This window comes from Variovorax sp. GW823-FHT04F07 (assembly GCF_058795995.1).
The window spans coordinates 176,779-195,132 of record NZ_JBXAIG010000005.1 but is presented as its reverse complement, the minus strand read 5'-3'; the positions used below and the strand labels follow the sequence as shown (position 1 = coordinate 195,132).

General features: G+C 69.9%; 16 protein-coding genes and 1 other RNA gene. 8 read left to right on the top strand and 9 right to left on the bottom strand.

Features of this window, described 5'->3' with window-relative positions; translation table 11 throughout:
• The first annotated feature begins 43 nt into the window (after positions 1 to 43).
• Positions 44 to 613: a hypothetical protein gene (locus AC1RAA_RS22750; protein WP_492731773.1), complete on the top strand. Its 570-nt coding sequence runs from the start codon at positions 44 to 46 to the stop codon at positions 611 to 613.
• Between the two features lie 30 nt (positions 614 to 643).
• Here the strand turns inward: AC1RAA_RS22750 and AC1RAA_RS22745 are convergent, their stop codons facing one another.
• From AC1RAA_RS22745 to norR, 7 genes are all read right to left on the bottom strand, one after another.
• Positions 644 to 2,125: an efflux transporter outer membrane subunit gene (locus AC1RAA_RS22745; protein WP_487848112.1), complete on the bottom strand. Its 1,482-nt coding sequence runs from the start codon at positions 2,123 to 2,125 to the stop codon at positions 644 to 646.
• Positions 2,122 to 3,045, bottom strand: a complete 924-nt coding sequence (locus AC1RAA_RS22740; RefSeq protein WP_095743575.1) for an efflux RND transporter periplasmic adaptor subunit — start codon at positions 3,043 to 3,045, stop codon at positions 2,122 to 2,124. Before AC1RAA_RS22740 ends, AC1RAA_RS22745 begins: the two co-directional genes overlap by 4 nt.
• A 37-nt stretch (positions 3,046 to 3,082) precedes the next feature.
• A complete protein-coding gene (locus tag AC1RAA_RS22735; protein ID WP_492731771.1) occupies positions 3,083 to 3,289 on the bottom strand; it encodes a DUF1656 domain-containing protein in 207 nt (68 codons plus the stop codon).
• Positions 3,286 to 5,397, bottom strand: a complete 2,112-nt coding sequence (locus tag AC1RAA_RS22730; RefSeq protein WP_492731770.1) for an FUSC family protein — start codon at positions 5,395 to 5,397, stop codon at positions 3,286 to 3,288. The genes AC1RAA_RS22735 and AC1RAA_RS22730 overlap by 4 nt, the downstream gene beginning before the upstream one ends.
• Positions 5,398 to 5,856, bottom strand: coding sequence for a MarR family winged helix-turn-helix transcriptional regulator (locus AC1RAA_RS22725; RefSeq protein WP_492731884.1), 459 nt, complete (start codon positions 5,854 to 5,856; stop codon positions 5,398 to 5,400).
• A gap of 159 nt (positions 5,857 to 6,015) precedes the next feature.
• Positions 6,016 to 6,384: RNase P RNA component class A (gene rnpB / locus AC1RAA_RS22720), an RNA gene on the bottom strand.
• Positions 6,385 to 6,443: 59 nt separating this feature from the next.
• Complete coding sequence (gene norR / locus AC1RAA_RS22715; protein ID WP_492731768.1) at positions 6,444 to 8,030, bottom strand: nitric oxide reductase transcriptional regulator NorR; 1,587 nt, start codon at positions 8,028 to 8,030, stop codon at positions 6,444 to 6,446.
• Between the two features lie 135 nt (positions 8,031 to 8,165).
• Between norR and hmpA the strand changes: the two genes are divergently transcribed.
• The 7 genes from hmpA to AC1RAA_RS22680 all read left to right on the top strand — a co-directional run bounded on the left by hmpA (position 8,166) and on the right by AC1RAA_RS22680 (position 14,890).
• Positions 8,166 to 9,350 (top strand): NO-inducible flavohemoprotein, encoded by a 1,185-nt coding sequence (gene hmpA, locus AC1RAA_RS22710; RefSeq protein ID WP_492731882.1) that lies wholly within the window; start codon positions 8,166 to 8,168, stop codon positions 9,348 to 9,350.
• A gap of 115 nt (positions 9,351 to 9,465) precedes the next feature.
• The gene (cysK, locus tag AC1RAA_RS22705; protein ID WP_062478599.1) at positions 9,466 to 10,386 is read left to right on the top strand and encodes a cysteine synthase A; all 921 of its coding nucleotides are present in this window, start codon (positions 9,466 to 9,468) and stop codon (positions 10,384 to 10,386) included.
• A 72-nt stretch (positions 10,387 to 10,458) separates the two neighbouring features.
• Positions 10,459 to 12,084 (top strand): NAD(P)/FAD-dependent oxidoreductase, encoded by a 1,626-nt coding sequence (locus AC1RAA_RS22700; RefSeq protein WP_492731766.1) that lies wholly within the window; start codon positions 10,459 to 10,461, stop codon positions 12,082 to 12,084.
• Positions 12,085 to 12,086: 2 nt separating this feature from the next.
• Positions 12,087 to 12,635, top strand: a complete 549-nt coding sequence (locus tag AC1RAA_RS22695) for a VUT family protein (RefSeq protein ID WP_062478594.1) — start codon at positions 12,087 to 12,089, stop codon at positions 12,633 to 12,635.
• A 110-nt stretch (positions 12,636 to 12,745) separates the two neighbouring features.
• Entirely contained in the window at positions 12,746 to 13,759 is a 1,014-nt protein-coding gene (locus tag AC1RAA_RS22690) for a ProQ/FinO family protein (protein WP_492731764.1), read from the top strand.
• 145 nt (positions 13,760 to 13,904) lie between these two features.
• Entirely contained in the window at positions 13,905 to 14,348 is a 444-nt protein-coding gene (locus AC1RAA_RS22685; protein WP_070060167.1) for a hypothetical protein, read from the top strand.
• Positions 14,345 to 14,890 carry a hypothetical protein gene (locus AC1RAA_RS22680; protein WP_070060168.1) on the top strand — a complete coding sequence of 182 codons (546 nt, stop codon included), beginning with the start codon at positions 14,345 to 14,347 and terminating at the stop codon, positions 14,888 to 14,890. Before AC1RAA_RS22685 ends, AC1RAA_RS22680 begins: the two co-directional genes overlap by 4 nt.
• A gap of 98 nt (positions 14,891 to 14,988) precedes the next feature.
• Here the strand turns inward: AC1RAA_RS22680 and htpX are convergent, their stop codons facing one another.
• Together htpX and AC1RAA_RS22670 are read right to left on the bottom strand one after the other, a co-directional pair.
• Entirely contained in the window at positions 14,989 to 15,861 is an 873-nt protein-coding gene (gene htpX / locus AC1RAA_RS22675) for a protease HtpX (protein WP_056575841.1), read from the bottom strand.
• Positions 15,862 to 16,020: 159 nt separating this feature from the next.
• On the bottom strand, positions 16,021 to 18,276 hold the full coding sequence (locus tag AC1RAA_RS22670; protein ID WP_492731762.1) for an IgaA/UmoB family intracellular growth attenuator: 2,256 nt from the start codon (positions 18,274 to 18,276) through the stop codon (positions 16,021 to 16,023).
• Between the last annotated feature and the right edge of the window lie 78 nt (positions 18,277 to 18,354).

Genomic DNA, 18,354 nt, shown 5'->3' with positions numbered 1-18,354 from the left:
TGAAGACAGCGGCCCCGCGCCGCACACGGGAGATACCAGCACCATGAAGTTCGGCACACCGATCCGCACCCTGGCCTGCACCCTGCCCCTGACGCTGCTGGCGGGCTGCAGCTACCTCACGGCCTTGCTGTTCCCGGACGCGCCGGTCGGTTCGCCGACCGAAGCGACAACAGCCGCCCCGCCCGCCGTGGTTTCCAAGGACGGCCTCGCGCCGATCACCGCGGTGCAGGTGGATCGCATCCGCGAAGCCGTCGGCGGCAAGCCCCCGAGCCCCGCGGTGGGCAAGGTGGTGGGGAGCGCGTCGCCGACCATCGAATCCTTCCTGCGCACCGAAGGCTGCATCACGGCGCGCAACGGCGCGGTGCTCAACCCCTTCGCGGCCCCGGGTCGGCTGTTCGATGGCACGGGCTTCCAGGGCGGGCCGATGGCCGAGATGCAGTACCACGACAAGACCGCCTGCGTGACGGTGCAGCGCATCCAGAACTGGAAGCTGGTGTCGCCCCGGCTGCTGCGTTTCGACGTGGTCTACGTGGGCGACGACGGCGAGGAGCGCGCCATCAAGCGCCACGAGCTGACGCGCCAGCCCAAGGGCGGCTGGCTGTTCACGCGCTGAGCGTTGCGGCCGGCGAGCGGCACGTGCCGCTCAGCGGACGGTCGTGGCGGGCTTGCCTTGTTGGCTTTGTGCGAGCGCGTCATCGGCCGGCTCCCAGCCGCCGCCGAGCGCCATGAACAGCACGACCTGGTCGTCGGCCAGTTGCGCCTCGCTGGCGGCCAATGCGGCGTCGGCGCCGGCCAGTGCGCGTTCGGCGTCGAGCGCGTCGAGGTAGGCGGTGCGGCCGTTGCGGTACAGCTGGCGCGCCTGCGCGGCGACCTTGGCGCTTTCGTCGCGCGAGGCCTGCAGGGCGGCGCGGCGGTCGAGCTCGCGGGCGTAGGTGCCGAGCGCGGTCTCGGTCTCGCGCAGCGCCGTCAGCACGGTGCCGTCGAACTTGGCGAGCGCGGCGCGCGTGCCGGCCTCGGCCTGTGCGATGCGGGCCTGCGCGGCGCCGGTGTTGGGCACGGTCCACGAGATCAGCGGGCCCACGCTCCAGGCCAGCGTGTCCTGGCGGCCGAAGCCGGTGGCATGGCCGGCCGACGAACCCGACAGGCCCAGCGTGACCTTCGGGTAGAGGTCGGCCGTGGCCACGCCGATGCGCGCGGTCGAGGCAGCGAGGCTGCGCTCGGCCTGGCGGATGTCGGGCCGGCGGCGCAGCAGCGCGGCGCCATCGCCCACCGGCAGTGCGCCGGCCACGCGCGGCGGCGTGGTGCAGTCGGCCACCTCGCGCGGAAAGTCTTGTGGCAGCGCGCCGGTGAGCGTGGCCAGGCGGTAGAGCGCGCCCTGGCGCTGGGCCTTCAGCGGCGGCAGCGCGGCGTCGAGCTGCGCGAGTTGGGCGCGCGCGCGGCCGGCGTCGATGGCGCCGGCACGGCCCGCGCGTTGCAGGCGTTCGGTGACGTTCACGGCGTCTTGCTGCAGCGAGACCGACTTCTGCGCGATCTGCAGCCGCAAGCCGGCCGAGCAGGCTTCGGCGTAGGCGCGCGCGGTGCCCGCCGCGACGTTCACGCGCACGAGGTCGAGCGCGGCTTCGGCGGCCTGGCTGCTGGCGGCCGAGGCTTCGATGGCGCGGCGGATCTGGCCGAACAGGTCGACCTGGTACGACAGCGATGCGCCCGCGCTGTAGTTGAAGGTGTTCGGCGGCTCGTAGCCCTTTTGCAGCAGCGACAGGCCCGAGACGTGGCCGAACGACGGCCCGCCGTTCACGCCGATCGTGGGGTACTTGGCGCCGGCCACCTCGGTTTCGATGGCGCGTTCGCGCTCGAGGTTGGCGACGGCCTGGCGCAGGTCGGTGTTGTGCGCGAGGGCCTGGGTGACGAGCCGGTCGAGCAGCGGGTCGTGGTACAGGCGCCACCAGTGCGCGGGCAGCGGCGCGGCATTCGCCGGTGCTTCGGCGAAAGGCTTGGCCGCAGCGGGCTGGCTGGCCAGCGCTTCGGGCGGCTGCCGGTAGTCGGGGCCGACCGCCGCGCAGGCCGCGAGCCCGGCCGCGACCGCGAGCGAAGCCATGCGAAAGGCGAAGCGGGTCATGGCGGTCATCCCTTCTTCGGCGTGGCGGCCGCGTGGGCCGCGTCGTGTTCGAGGACCTGCACCGTGACCGTCTGGCCGGCCACGAGGCGCGCGCCTTCGGGCAGCGGGTCGAGCTTCACGCGCACCGGGATGCGCTGCGCCAGCCGCACCCAGTTGAAGGTCGGGTTCACGCTGGGCAGCAGGTTGGCGCTGGTGGAGCGGTCGCGGTCGGCGATGCCGGCGGCCACGCTGTCGACCGCGCCTTCGAGCACCGCGCCGCCGCCCATCGGCGTCACGCGCACGCGGTCGCCCAGGTGGATGCGCGGCAGTTTGGTTTCTTCGAAGTAGCCCTCGACGTAGAACGACTGCGCATCGACCAGCGCGAGCACCGGCCGGCCGGCGGCGGCATAGCTGCCCTGGCGCAGGTCGAGGTTGGTGACGAGGCCGTCGGCCGGCGCGCGCACTTCGGCGCGCTGCAGGTTCAGGCGCGCCGAATCGAGCGCCACCTCGGCCTGCGCGACGGCAGCCTGCGCCTGCTCGACGCGGGCGCGGGTCTGTTCGCGCGACTCTTTGGACACCAGCTCGTCGAGCCCCGTGTTGCGTGCGTTCTCGCGCTGGGCCTGCGCACTCACGGCGCGCTGCGCGGCGAGCGCGGCCTGCGCCTGGCGCACGGCGAGGTCGTAGCGCGCGCGGTCGACCTCGAACAGCAGCGTGCCGGCGGCGACCGGCTGGTTGTCCCGGATCGGCACGGCGGTGACCAGGCCCGAGACGTCGGGCGCGATCTGGACCACGTTGGCGCGCACGCGGCCGTCGCGCGTCCACGGCGCGAGCTCGTAGTGGTCCCACAGGCGAAAGCCCGCCCAGACGGCGGCGGCCACCACGGCCACGGTGAGGAGAACGCGCAGCAGGCTCTGCGCCCGGGGGTTGTCTGCGAAGGGGTTGGCTTTCATGGGAATCTCTGTGTTGTTTGAGTTGTCAATGCGGACGTCATTGCAGGTGCGCCGTGAGGCGGCTCAGGCCGTACAGCAGCAGCAGGTACAGCGCCATGTCGAACAGCGCCGGGTGCCACACCCAGCGGTACAGGCCGGTGGCGGCGAGCAGCCGGCGCACGCCCCACAGGGCGAGCAGCGAGGCGCCGGCCAGCAGCATGAGCCAGGGCACGTAGAGCCCGTAGAAACTGGCTTCGCCGATCATGCGGAAGCTCCTTGCGGTGAAGAGGAAGACACGCCTGCCAGCGAAGGCGGCGCGTCGGGGAACAGGTTGCGGCGCAGGCCGACCAGCGCGGTGACGGCGGCGCGCGACGCGGTGGAGGTGTCGCGCGCGGCGAGCACAGCGGCCAGCGCTTCATCGATCTGCGGCAGCAGCGCCGCCGGGCGCGGCGCCATGCGACCTTCGCCGCGCTGGCGGAAGAAGCGCGCGATGCCGCCGAGCAGCGCGGCCGAGGTGGCCATCGGCAGCTGGGCGCGCACGCGCTGCAGCACGGCGATGTCGGCGCCCATGCGCAGGTCGCGCAGCGCGTCGTTGGCGGCCACGCCCTCCACGGTGCCGCCGGCCTGCGCGATGCGCGGCGCCAGCAGGCCGATGCGGTCGAGCATGCGCACGGCGTAGGCGTCGCTCTGCGCGTACTGCGGCTGGGTGGAGGCGGCCATGTCGCCGAGCTCGCGCCAGGTGGCGCGCTGGATGCGGCGCGCGCTCCAGTCGGCGCCCACCGAGCGCACCAGCCGCGTGACGCGCGCGGCCATCACCACGCCGACGATCTGGCCGGTCATGCTGTTGATGAAGCTCACGAGGTCGGCGCTGGCGGTGTCGTGCATCGCCAGCGTGCCCGACACGCCGAACACCAGCGCCATCGCGGCCATGAAGTGCGTCGGGCGCGGCAGGTACAGGCCCAGCACCAGGAACAGCGGCGCGCAGACCAGCGCGAGCATGCCGAAGTCCTGCACCGTGGGCATGAGCACGAGCACGTAGACAGCCGAGATGGGAATGGACCACAGCGTCCACTTCAGGAAGCCGTGCATCGCGGGCACGGGGTCGTCCATGGTGGCGAAGAAACAGCAGAAGACGGCGGCCATCATGGTGGCGGCCGAGCCCATGGTCCAGCCGGTGAGGATCCAGAACGCGCCGCACACGCAGATGGCGATGACGGCGGCCAGCGCCGACAGCAGCGCCATGCCGTGGTCGCGGTGCATCGCGCGCTGGCCCAGCGCGGCCGTGCGGCGCAGCGGCGCGCCGCCCTTCAGGCCTTCGTCGATGTCGCGGCGCAGCCGGGCGCAGGCGGTCCAGCCGTCGACCAGTTCTTCGAGCCGCCCCGCCAGGCCGATGCGCAGTGCGCGGGCCCAGGGCGTGAACCCCGCCTCCTGCGCGCTGCCCAGCGCGGCGATCGCCTGGCGCAGCGCCTGCAGGCGTGCGGAAGCGTCGATGGCCGGGTCGCTTTCGTCGCGCAGCCATTGCGCGGCCAGCGCGAGCACGGCGGTGACGTCGGGCGCGAGGCGCCCTTCGGCCTGCGCCAGCGCCTGCAGCCGGTCTTCGACGGCCGACAGCGCGGGCGTGAGCGCCGCCACGCGGTCCTGCATGGCGCGGATCGCGCCGGCGGTCCAGCGCAGGTGCGTGGTGTCGAAGGGCACGTGGGTCGAGAGCAGGCGCAGCTGCGTGATGTCGCCGGCGAGGCGGCGGCGGTCGTCGTCCAGGCGCTTGGGGTCGGTGTCCTTGGGGGTGCTGCGGTCGCCGGGCTGGAACAGGTCGCCGATCCATTGGCGCGCGTCTTTCAGCGTGCGGTCGAGCAGGCCCAGCACGGTGGGCGCGAGCCCCGCGGGCAGCACGAGGCTGTGGACCAGCGTGGCGCAGAAGATGCCCAGGCCGATCTCTTCCACGCGCGCCACGGCGGTGTCGAACAGCACGAGCGGCGTCTGCACCGACGGAAAGCCGATCAGCGCCGCCGTGTAGCCCGCGAGCATGAAGACGTACGAGCGCGGCGTGCGGTCGAGCAGCGAGATGTACAGGCACAGCCCGACCCACAGCGCGAGCACCAGCGTGAGCAGCTCGGGCGCGTTGGACAGCGCGGGCACCATCAGCACGGTGGCGACGCTGCCGATGAGCGTGCCGCAGAAGCGGAACACCGCCTTGGAACGCACGGCGCCGGCCAGCGGATGGGCGACGACGTAGGTGGTCATGAGCGCCCAGAACGGGCGCGGCAGGCCGGCGCGGCTGGCCAGGTACATCGCCAGCATCGCGGCGGCGAAGCTCTTGACGGAAAACAGGACTTCCGCGCGGGAGAAGCGCGGCAGGGCCATCGACAGTGCCATTTACGAGCCGCGCCCTTCCTGCTGCAGGCTCTGCATGCCGGCGGCACTGCGGCCGAGCTTGGCCTCGAGCGCGCCGAAGACGCGCAAGGCGGCGGCGATGTCCTCGTCGGGAATGCCTTCGAACAGCGCGGCGCGCATCTGGCGCAGCGCGGCCTCGATGGGCTCGCAGACGGCGCGGCCGGCGGGCGTGAGGTGCAGCGTCTTGGCGCGGCGGTCGGCCGGGTCTTCGCGACGCTCGACGAAGCCGGCCTCGACCAGCTGGTCGAGCGAACGCACCAGCGACGGCCCTTCGATGCCCAGCGCCTCGGCCACCGTGCCCTGGCGCACGCCGTCTTCCATGCGCCCGAGCACCACCACCGGCCAGGCCAGCGTCTGCGACAGGCCCACGTGCGCCACCGCCTTGTCGGCCGCCGCGCGGTAGCCGCGCTGGAGCACCGACAGCGAGGTGCCGAGCCGCATCAGCGCGTGTTCGCGCAACGGGGAGATGGGTTCGGTATCGGCCACGGCGTTATCAATTAGTTAGCTTGCTAACAATTATACGGGTTTCTACCGAGTCTTGCACGCGGCCGCGCACCACGTCAGCGCGCGGCCCAGGGAAAAGGGGGGAGAGAAAGAAAAGTGTGAAGCTCGCCGATAAGCCGGATTCTGTGCACCGGAGCCCTCTTGCGAAGACCCCGGCGTGACCGCCATTACTCTGGGCCGTTTGTCGCCAAACGGCTCGATGCCACCTACCCGCCAGCTCAGCGGAACCACCTCAATACTGGCCTACTTGGTGTTGCTGCGCGCAGAGATTGCCCGTTTCACCCGAACTGAATCGGCTCGTCTCTGTTGCTCTGATCCTCACCTCACGGTGGAGAGTCGTTAACTCCTGCGCTGTCCTGTGCAGTCCGGACGTTCCTCCAGTGCGATCTTTCGACCCGATGCTGTTGCCCGAAGGCAGAGCGTCGTCCCTTTCGGGCTTGCACCAGCGGCGGTCTGGCGTGCTTCACCGCTCGATTATCGCCCGCCCCATCAATGACCCTTCAAGCGGTGTCGCGCGCCGGCTGTCAGCCGGGCGTTTCGCCGTCGCCGGCCTGCACCAGGCCCAGCTTGCGCAGCGTCCGGTGGAAGTTGCTGCGGTCGATGCCGGCCTCGCGCGCGGCGCTGGCCACGCGGCCGCCGTGGCGGGCCAGCAGTTCCGAGAGCCAAGCCCGCTGGAAGGCCTCGGTTGCGTCGCGCAGCGTGCCGCCCGCGATGGCAGGCTCCGCGTGTTCGTTCGCCGGGGCCTGCACGGGCGCTGCCACGGCGCTTCCCACGACGGCGGCGCTGTCCAGCGCCAGGTGATGCGGCTCGATGGCCGTCCAGCGCGAGCCGCGCGGCTGTTCCCTGAACGCCCGCAGCGAGGCGCGGCTGATCACATGCTCGAGCTCGCGCACGTTGCCCGGCCAGCCGTGCGCCAGCATGGCGGCCTTCGACGCCGGCGAGAGCCGCAGGTTGCGCGCGCCCAGCCGGTGCTGGTTCTCCTCGAGAAAGCTGCCGGCGAGCACGAGCACGTCGCGCCCCCGCTCGCGCAGCGGCGCGACGACGAGCGGATAGACCGACAGCCGGTGGTACAGGTCGGCGCGAAAGCGCCCCTGCGCGATCGCCGCGGGCAGGTCGCGGTTGGTGGCCGCGATCACGCGCACGTCGACCTTGCGCATGCGGTCGCTGCCGGGGCGCTGCACCTCGCCGCTTTGCAGCACGCGCAGCAGCTTGGCCTGCACGCTCAGCGGCAGTTCGCCGACCTCGTCGAGAAAGAGCGTGCCGCCATCGGCGATCTCGAACTTGCCGTCGCGGTCCTGCACGGCGCCGGTGAACGCGCCGCGCTTGTGGCCGAAGAGTTCGCTGTCGGCCAACGACTCGGGCAGCGCCGCGCAGTTGACCTGCACCAGCGGCTGCTCGCTGCGACGCGAACGCGCGTGCAGGCGCTGCGCGACCAGGTCCTTGCCGACGCCGGTTTCGCCGAGCAGCAGCACCGTGAGGTCGGACACGGCGACGGTGTCGATCTCGTGGCACAGCTGCTTCATCGCGGGGCTGCTGCCCAGCAGTTCGCGCGGCGCGCCACGCCCCGCCCGCAGCGCCTGCGCGACGGCCTGCTCGCGCATCGCGCGCGCCTGCATCTCGCGGATCGTGTGGGCGGCCTCGATGCCGGTTTCGACGAGGGCGATCAATGCCTCCATCTGCGCCGGGCCCACGGCATCGAAGGCGTGCGGCTCCAGCGCATCCAGCGTGAGCAGGCCCCAGACGGCACCGCGCAGGCGCAGCGGTGCGCCCATGCAGTCGTGCACCGGCAGGATGCCCGGCTGGCCGGCGACGAGGCCGTCGTACGGGTCGGGCAGGTTGCTGTCGTGGGCGAAACGCAGGCCCCGTTCGCTGTCGAGCAGGCGCGCAAAACGCGGATGGGCGGCCACGGGAAACTGGCGCCCGAGGGTTTCGTCGCTCAGGCCGTCGACCGCGACGGGCTTCAGCACGTCGACGTCAAGCTGCAGCAGCGCGGCGGCATCGCAGCGGACCAGTCCGCGCGCGGCGGCGAGCAGCGATCGGTAGCGGGCGGCCTCGGCTTCGGGCTCGGGCGGCGAGGCCTCGGTGGTCGAATCGACACGTAATGTGGTCATACGTACAACGCTGGAGTTGTTGTGAATTTGACCACGAATGATAAATCCCCAATGGCGTCAAGCACTTGCAGCGGCCTTCCGGCTGGCACGGATCGTGAGATGACCAACGCATCTCAACCGAAGGACAGCCAGACCATGCACCCGCAAACCATCGCCATCGTCAAGTCCACCGTGCCCGCGCTCCAGGCCCACGGCGAGGCCATCACCAGCCACTTCTACAAGATCATGTTCGAGGGCCATCCGCAGGTGAAGGCCTTCTTCAACGAGGCGCACCAGGCCGCCGGCACCCAGGCACGCGCGCTGGCGGGCGCGGTCATCGCGTACGGCGCGCACATCGACCGGCTCGAAGCGATCGCCGGCGCCCTGCCCCGCATCATCCAGAAGCACGCCGCGCTGGGCGTGCTGCCGGAGCACTACCCGATCGTCGGCCACTACCTGCTGCGCGCCGTGAAGGAGGTGCTCGGCGATGCCGCGACCGACGAGGTGATCGCCGCCTGGGGCGAGGCCTACGAATCGCTGGCGGGCCTGCTCATCGCCGCGGAAGAAGCCGTCTACAGCGCCAACGCGGCGCAACCCGGCGGATGGCGCGGCACGCGCGAGTTCCGCGTGGCCCGGCGCGAGGACGAGAGCGAGGTCATCACCTCGTTCTACCTGGAGCCCGTGGACGGCGGCGCGCTGCTGGCGTTCACGCCGGGGCAGTACCTCACGCTGGTGCTGGAGATCGACGGCCAGCCGGTGCGGCGCAACTACTCGCTGTCCGACGCGCCGGGCAAGCCGTGGTACCGCATCAGCGTGAAGAAGGAAGAAGGCGGCCGCGCCTCGAACTGGCTCCACGCGGCCGCCGCGGTCGGCACGCGGCTGCAGGTGCAGGCGCCGTGCGGCGACTTCGTGCTGCAGCCCGCCGGTGAGCAGGCACGCCCCCTCGTGCTGGTGACGGGCGGCGTGGGCATCACGCCCGCGATGAGCATGCTCGAATCGGTGGCGCACACGGGCCGGCCGGTGCACTTCGTCCATGCGGCGCGGCACGGCGGCGCGCATGCCTTCCGCGCCCGCGTCGACGCGCTCGCGCAGCGGCATGCGAACGTGAAGCCGCTGTATGTCTACGACGCGCCGCGCGACACCGACACGCCGCACGCGACCGGCTTCGTCACCCGCGAGCTGCTGGCCGGGCTGCTGCCGGAAGACCGCGATGTCGACCTGTACTTTCTGGGACCGAAGCCCTTCATGCAGGCGGTGTATGCCAACGGGCTGGCGCTCGGCGTGCCGAAGCAGCAGCTGCGCTACGAGTTCTTCGGGCCGCTGGAAGCCCTGGAGGCCTGAACCGCAACGGCCTGCCATCCCCCCGTGCTGAAACGGTCGCGGGCCGGGTGCAACCCGGCCCAGGGGGCGCCACAATGCGCGCTGACCATCCGACCCTCGCACCCAAGGAGATTCCATGAAGGCCCAGAACATCCTCCAGACCATCGGCAACACGCCGCACATCCGCATCAACCGCCTGTTCGGCCATGCGAAGCAGCAGGTCTGGATCAAGTCGGAGCGCGCCAACCCCGGCGGCTCGATCAAGGACCGCATCGCGCTGTCGATGGTGGAAGACGCCGAGAAGAGCGGCGCACTGAAACCCGGCGGCACCATCGTCGAGCCGACCTCGGGCAACACCGGCATCGGCCTGGCGATGGTGGCGGCCGTCAAGGGCTACAAGCTGATCCTGGTGATGCCCGACAGCATGTCGGTGGAGCGCCGTCGCCTCATGCTGGCCTACGGCGCCACCTTCGACCTCACGCCGCGCGCCAACGGCATGAAGGGCTCCATCGCCCGCGCCGAGGAAATCGTGGCCGGCACGCCGGGCGCGTGGATGCCGCAGCAGTTCAACAACCCCGCCAACGTCGACGTGCACGTGCGCACCACGGCCGAAGAGATCGCGGCCGACTTTCCCGAGGGCATCGACGTGCTCATCACCGGCGTGGGCACGGGCGGCCACATCACCGGCGTGGCGAAGGTGCTCAAGAAGAAGTGGCCCAAGCTGCAGGTGTTCGCGGTGGAGCCGGTGGCCTCGCCCGTGATCTCGGGCGGCGCGCCGGCGCCCCACCCCATCCAGGGCATCGGCGCGGGCTTCATTCCGAAGAACCTGGACACCTCGCTGCTGGACGGCGTGCTGCAGGTCGACGCAGAGCCGGCGCGCGAAATGGCGCGCCGCTGCGCGGTCGAGGAAGGCATCCTGGTCGGCATCTCGTCGGGCGCGACGCTCGCGGCCATTGCGCAGAAGCTGCCTTCGCTGGCGCCCGATGCGGTGGTGCTGGGCTTCAACTACGACACGGGCGAGCGCTACCTGTCGGTCGAAGGCTTCCTGCCCGCCTGACCAGCTACAAGTTTCATAGCGCCTCGGGCGCTTAAAATCGTCGGTCTGCTTGATAACCACAAGCCCCACGACATGCTGCGAATCTCCGAACTCAAACTCCCGCTCGACCACGCGCCTGACGCGCTGGTTACCCTGATCGCCCGAACGCTCGACGTTCCGACTGAAGCGATCGCCTCCCACACCGTCTACAAGCGCAGCTTCGACGCCCGCAAGGTCGACCTGCTCACGGTCTACATCTGCGACGTGCAGCTGGCCGATGCCGCGCTCGAAGCCGCGCTGCTGGCCAAGCACGCCGCCCACCCGCACATCCAGCCCGCGCCCGACATGCGCTACACGCCGCCGGGCCAGGCGCCTGCGGATGCCACGCGCCCCGTGGTGATCGGCTTCGGCCCCTGCGGCATCTTCGCGGCGCTGATGCTCGCGAAGATGGGCTTCAAGCCCATCGTGCTCGAACGCGGCAAGACCGTGCGCCAGCGCACCCGCGACACCTGGGGCCTGTGGCGCAAGAGCGTGCTCAACCCCGAGTCGAACGTGCAGTTCGGCGAAGGCGGCGCCGGCACCTTCTCGGACGGCAAGCTCTACAGCCAGATCAAGGACCCGCGCTTCCTCGGCCGCAAGGTGATGGAAGAGTTCGTGAAGGCCGGCGCGCCGCCCGAAATTCTGTACGTCGCGCATCCGCACATCGGCACCTTCAAGCTGGTGAAGGTGGTGGAGAACATCCGCGAGCAGATCGTCGCGCTCGGCGGCGAGATCCGCTTCGAGCAGCGCGTCACCGACGTGCACGTCGAAGACGGCCATCTGCGTGGCCTCACCGTGCTCGACCAGACCACCGGCCAGAGCAGCGAGCTGCGCGCCGACCACGTCGTGATGGCACTGGGCCACAGCTCGCGCGACACCTTCGAGATGCTGCACGCCCGCGGCGTGCACATCGAGGCCAAGCCCTTCTCGATCGGCTTTCGTGTCGAGCACCCGCAGGGCCTGATCGACCGCGCCCGCTGGGGCCGCCACGCGGGCCACCCGCTGCTGGGCGCGGCCGACTACAAGCTGGTGCACCACGCCAGCAACGGCCGCTCGGTCTACAGCTTCTGCATGTGCCCCGGCGGCACCGTGGTCGCGGCCACCAGCGAGCCGGGCCGCGTGGTCACCAACGGCATGAGCCAGTACTCGCGCAACGAGCGCAACGCCAACGCGGGCATCGTCGTGGGCATCGACCCGCGCGACTTCCCGGGCGATGCGCTCGCGGGCATCGCGCTGCAGCGCCAGCTCGAAAGCAACGCCTACGTGCTCGGCGGCAGCAACTACCACGCACCCGGCCAGCTGGTGGGCGACTTCATCGCTGGCAAGCCGTCGACCGCACTCGGCAGCATCATCCCGTCGTACAAGCCCGGCGTGACGCCGACCGACCTGCACCAGGCCCTGCCCGCCTACGCCATCGAGGCGATGCGCGAAGCCTTCCCGGCCTTCGGTCGCAAGATCAAGGGCTTCGACACGCACGACGCCGTGCTCACCGGCGTGGAAACGCGCACCTCGTCGCCGATCAGGATCACGCGCGGCGACGACTTCCAGAGCCTCAACGTGCGCGGCCTCTACCCGGCCGGCGAAGGCGCGAGCTACGCGGGCGGCATCCTGTCGGCCGGCGTGGACGGCATCAAGGTGGCCGAGGCCGTGGCGCGCAGCGTGCTCGGCAGCGCCGTTTGACGATGCACTTCCACCGTCCCACCACCGGCCAGCTGGCCGTCGCCACGCTGGCGATGGCCGCCGTGGTGCTCGCGTCCAACCTCCTGGTGCAGTTCGCCATCAACGACTGGCTCACCTGGGGCGCCTTCACCTACCCGGTGGCCTACCTCGTGAGCGACCTCGTCAACCGGCGCTTCGGCCCCGGCATGGCGCGGCGCGTGGCGTGGGTCGGCTTCGCGGTGGCCGTGGCGGTGTCGCTGCTGCTGGCGCCGGCGCGCATTGCTGCCGCCTCGGGCCTGGCCTTCATCGCCTCGCAACTGCTCGACATCCGCGTGTTCGACCGCCTGCGCCGGGGCCTGTGGTGGCGCGCGCCGCTCGTGGCCACGGTGATCGCGGCCGTGCTCGACAGCATCGTCTTCTGGGGCATCGCCTTCGCAGGCACTGACGGCCCCTGGCTCACCTGGGCGCTCGGCGACCTGGGCGTGAAGCTCGGTGTCGGCGTGCTGATGCTGCTGCCGTTCCGGCTGCTGATCGGGCGGCAAGCCGCTGACCGAGGCACTGCACGCGCATGACGATCCGCCCTGACAATACCCGCAGGATGTTCCGGCCGCGCTGACCGCGCGGGACCGGTTGTTCTTTTTCTTCCCTTCCCATCCCTCGCGCCCATCGCCGAGCCTTCCGTATGACCGACGCATCCACCGCCGCCCCGAACACGAACTCGCGCAACGCACGGCGCCAGCGCCCGGACATGGCCGAGCAGCTGCAGCAGCTGAAGGCCGGCGCGGGCACCGACGCAGGCGCTGACGCGTCGGCAACGCAGCCCACCGCCCCCGCGCAACAGCAGCAACAACAACGGCCGCCGCGCGCCAAGCAACAGCGCCCGCATGGGCAGCAGCAACCGCAGCAAGGGCGCAAGCCGCGCGGACAGCAGCCGCAACAGCAACAACAGCCCGAAGCCCAGCGCGCACCGCGCAAGGTCAACCCGGTGCTGGAACGCCTGTTCGCGCTCTACCCGCAGCTCTTCGGCGCACGCTTCGTGCCGCTGAAGCTCGGCGTGTACGAAGAGCTGATCGCGCGCCACCCCGAAGACTTCAAGGCCGAAGACCTGAAGATCGCAATGGGCCAGCATGCGCGCTCCACGCGCTACCTCGAGAGCGTGGCCGCCGGCCATGCGCGCCATGACCTGGACGGCAACGCGCTCGACCCGGTCGCACCCGAGCACGTGCACCACGCCATCCTCGAGCTGCACCGCCGCCGTTCGCACCGCAACCCCGGCGAAGACCTGCGTCCGCAGCTGGTGACGCGCATCGCCAAGGCCATCGAAGCCTCTGGCCTCGACCACGAGGCCTATGCCGTGCTGGTGCGCTCGCGCGACGCCAACAACAACGCCGTCGTCGACGAAGCCCTGGCCGAACTCGCCCAGCAGGCCGCCAAGCGCGAAGCCCTGCTGCGCGCCTTCGAAGCCAGCGGCCGCAGCGAACAGGAGTTCGCCGACATGTACGGCATGAAGCCCGGCGACGTGACACGCACGCTGCAGCGCGTGCGGGACGACAAGAAGCGGGCCGAGGCTGCGGCAGAGGCCGCCGCCGCTGCGGCCGCAGCGGCACCGGAAGCAGTACCAGAAGCTGCGCCGCAAGCCGCCGAATCCGCACCGGACACGCCCGCGTCCGACGAGCCTGCCGCCACCGGCAATTGAACGGCCTGAAGCGCCCAGAAGGCTGCAACTGTGCAGTCTGACTGCGGCGCGGCGAATTTTTCGCCAGGGATCGGCGCTCAGGAAACGTTTTTACACATTTCCAGCTACATTCCTTCGGCCCATTCCGGGCGGAGGAGAAGTTCATTTGAAAAGAGTCATCAGGCTGCTTCTCGCGGCCGTGGCTGTTTCCGTGTTCGCGAGCGGCTGCGCGGTCAACCGCGCAACAGCGACCGTCGATCCCTCGGCAAATCTCGACAAGCTGCGCGTGGTGCAGGTCAGGAAGCTCGAGGGTGAAGACGGCACGCTCCAGAAGCTGATTGCCGGCAATCTGCGCAAACGCGGTTTCGAGGTCACGGAAGAAGCCAAGCCCCCCGAGCCAGTCGACGCTGTCGTCACCTACGTCGACAAGTGGATGTGGGACATCACCATGTACCTCGTCGAGCTCACCGTCACGATCCGCGAACCGAAGTCCGACTACCCGTTGGCCACCGGCAATTCGCTCCACACCTCCCTCACGCGCCTCTCGCCGCCCGAAATGGTCGACGAAGTGGTCGGCAACATCTTCAAAGAATCGGACAAGACCAAATGATCAACACCACCACCCTTCGCCGCGCAGGCGCCCTGGCCGTTCTCTCCGTCGTCGTCGTGCTCGCGGGCTGCGCCTCGTCGGCCAACCGCGAGGCCATGACGCCCACCAGCATCGCTTCGAGCAAGAAGCTGCCCTACTCGGTGTCGGTGAAGACCGGCGGCGGCAATGAAACGAACCCGCTGTGGAGCTCGGACATCACCAACGAAGACCTGGGTGCCGCCATCGAGAAGTCGGTCACGCAATCGGCCCTGTTCAAGGAAGTCGTCAAAGGCAAGAGCGGCGACTACGAGCTGTCGGTCTCGATCGTCAAGCTGACCAAGCCCACGTTCGGCGCCGCGTTCACGGTCGACATGGAAGCGGGCTGGTCGCTCATCAAGACCTCCGACAAGTCGGTGGCGATGCGCCAGGTCATCAAGTCGACCTACACGGGCGGCGCGTTCGACTCGCTCGTCGGCACGACCCGCCTGCGCATGTCGGTGGAAGGTGCCGCGCGCAACAACATCAAGCAGGGCCTGGAAGCCGTCTCGGCGCTCAACCTCTGAGGTCTGACTGAACGACACACCGTTCTTCGGTGAATGAAAAAGGGGCTGGTGAATCACCAGCCCCTTTTTCTTTGTGCCGCTGCGCGGCCTGTCTGTGCTCAGCGCGCGTTCTGCAGCGCCGCGATGCGCTCTTCGATCGGCGGGTGCGTGGCAAACAGCTTGCCCATCGCGCCCGTAATGCCCATGGCTTCGACGGCCTTGGGCAGTTCGCCGGCCGGCAGGCCGCCCAGGCGCGCGAGTGCGTTCATCATCGGCTGGCGGTTGCCCATGAGCGCGGCGGCGCCGGCGTCGGCGCGGAACTCGCGCTGGCGCGAGAACCAGGCCACCACGATCGCGGCGGCGAAGCCGAGCACGATGTCCAGCACGATGGTGCTCACGTAGTAGCCGATGCCGGGGCCCGACGAGCGGTCGTCGCCGCGGCGCAGGAAGCTGTCGACCGCGTAGCCGATCACGCGCGAGAGGAACACGACGAAGGTGTTCATCACGCCCTGGATCAGCGTCATCGTGACCATGTCGCCGTTGGCGATATGCGCGACTTCGTGGCCGATGACGGCCTCGACCTCTTCGCGCGTCATGCCCTGCAGCAGGCCGGTGGACACAGCCACGAGCGACGAGTTCTTGAACGCGCCGGTGGCGAAGGCATTGGGCTCGCCTTCGAAGATGCCGACCTCGGGCATGCCGATGCCGGCCTTGTCGGCGAACTTGCGCACGGTGCCGACGATCCAGGCCTCGTCGGGCGACTGGGGGTTGTCGATCATGCGCAGGCCGGCCGTCCACTTGGCCATGGGCTTGCTGATGAGCAGCGAGATGATCGCGCCGCCGAAACCCATGACCAGCGCAAAGCCGAGCAGCGCCGTCAGGTTGAGCCCGTTGGCCGTGAGAAAGCGGTTGACGCCGAGCAGGCTGGCGACCACGCCGAGCACCGCGACGACCATCACGTTGGTCAGGACGAACAGAAGGATACGTTTCAAGTTGAATTCTCCGTGGGGAAATCTGCCCCCTTAGATAAGGGCCCCGGGGCCCTCTTCAAGCCGCGCGCGACGGGGAGGCCCTCGGTATTGCTTCCGGTGGAGCCATGATAGGAGCAAAAGTTCTGGCGCCCCGATATTCCCCGCAGGAGTCAAGGCCTGTCAGAAAAGGCCGCTGGTGCCCGGCGCCGGGCGGGTGGCGATGTCGGCCTCGAGCCTGGCGCGACGGCGACTGCCCTGCGTCCAGCGCAGTGCAAACAGCACGCCGTTGACCAGCACCAACCCCGCGGCGAACAGCCACCAGAGCACATGCGCGCCCGCTGCGGTCATGCGCGAGGCATCGAGGCTCGGGTCGACGCGCACCCACGGCGTGCCGGTGGTGTCCTTGCCGCTGGCGGTCACGAGGCCTTCGAGGGTGAAGGGTTTCAGGCTGTCTGGTGTGGCGTTGAGCTGCAGGCGGGTCCAGCGGGCGAGCGGGGTGCTCTCGCCATCTTCGGCCTTGCCGGGCTGCGCCGGCATGTCCACGATGCGCGTGGCAGACGCCAGCAGCACGCCGCCCTTGGCGGGCACGATGGCGGTGCGCGCCGTCTCGATCTTCGCAGCCACCGTACTGTCGACGGCTTGTTGCAACGCACGCCGGACAGACGCCAGCTGTTGCTGCGACAGCCTCAGGGATGCGTTCTCCTGGCCCGTCGCCACGCTCGCGGCCAACGCCTGCCAGGTGATCACGGGCATGTCGACGCCGTCCTTGTCTACGGTGGCGTCGATGGTGCGCACGAGGTCGCGCTGCAGGCTCTCGCAGGCGGAGGGCGACAGGCCATCGGCGTCCTTGCAGGCGGCCTCGATCGCCGCCACCGACTGGTCGAAACCCCGCGCGATCCACAGCGTGCGCTCGCGCGCGCTGTAGGCCGCGAGCCTGTCGTCCACCCGTCCGCCCTGCAGAAGCCGCTGCACCTCGATCAGGCTGGACATCGTATAGTCCTCGGACACACGAATGAAGTGGGGGCTGGCGAGCGCCAGCACGGTCTGCGGAATGTCCAACGCGGGAACGGCGGGTGCGGTGCCGTCCCAGCGCACCAGGGTGCAATCAATGGCGGGCACGCCGGCACGGCCGCTCAGGTCGATCTCGCACCGGCCTTCGCCTGCCATGCGCGCGCGGCTGCCCCAGGGCGGCGGATTGTCGGCCAACTGCCCGACGTCGGCATAGGCGGTGGTGCCGCTGCCATTCATGACCCACTGCGCGGCCAACGCGGCCTCGCTGCGCAGGTTCGGCACCGACAGCGCGACCGCACCCGCGGCGAGCAGGCCGATGATCAGATGCAGCAGGTGCCGTCCCCAGTACACGGGCTGGAAACGCCGCCACTCGTCGCTCACCGACCACTTGGGGCCGAAGCCCACTGCGCTGTAGTCGCTGGTGCGCAGTTCGGCTTCGATCACCTCACCGTGCGCCACCGTTGCCGCGTTGCGCCAGTGCGGGGGCAACACGAGGCTCAACTTGTCGCCGATGAACAGGCCCACGCTCTGGACCGATGTGTTGCCGGCGTTGGTCACCGAAATCTGGTTGAGCATGCCGCGCACGCGGTTCACCGGCTGCGGTTCCCGCTCCGGTGCCGCGACCGGCGGCTTGCGCACGAACAGCCACACGGCCCACAAACCTGCGAGCAGACCTGCGCCCAGCAGGTAGATGCGCGCCGCGCGCGTGGCGTCCCAGGTGGCGACCCACAACAGCACGAACGCCAGAAGCCACGCGAAGGCCGAGGCCCAGCCGCCGCGCCCGATGCGGCTCTCGACCTCCTCGGGCGTTTCGGTGCGCTGGCTCAGGATGTCGACCTCGCCGCGCTGGTAGCGCGCGTTCGGGTCGGTCGCGATCGATGCCACCGCGGCTTCCGGCACCACCACGCCAGTCGCCACTTCGGCCGCCACGGCCTCATCGAGCGACGGCAGCGCGCCGAGCTCGCCGCGCTGCCATTGTTGGTCTTGGGCCTGCTGGCGCTGCGCGCGCGCCCGGCCTTCGAGCAGGTCGAAGGCGTTCAGGCGGATCACTACCGCGCACTTGCCGGACAACACCACCTGCGCCTCGTTGTACGCCTCGACGTAGTGGAGGGCGTCGTAGGGCAGCAGCACGTCGACGTCGCCGAGGGTGTCGTGCAGCGTGGTCGCGCCTTGCGTTTGGAGGCCGTGGCGCACGAACGCGCCGTCGAGCTCGTGCACGTTGTCGCCGATCACGAGGCCCTGCCCCATGAGAAAGGGTTGCAGCGCCGATTTTTCTTCGTCGGTGATGCTGCGCAACACCGGCGAGCTGCTGCGAAAGTCTTTCAGGGCATTCCGGTTCTCGGAGCGCCGTGACATGTAGGTGATGAAGCTGTAGATCCCGTAGAGAACCAACCCGAGCTTGAGAACGATGAGGACGGTGTCCATCTTTTTTTGAACCTCCCTGATTTTTTCTTGACGTACGTCGCGCGCACTTGCGCGCGATGCGACCGCCAGCCGAGGGCC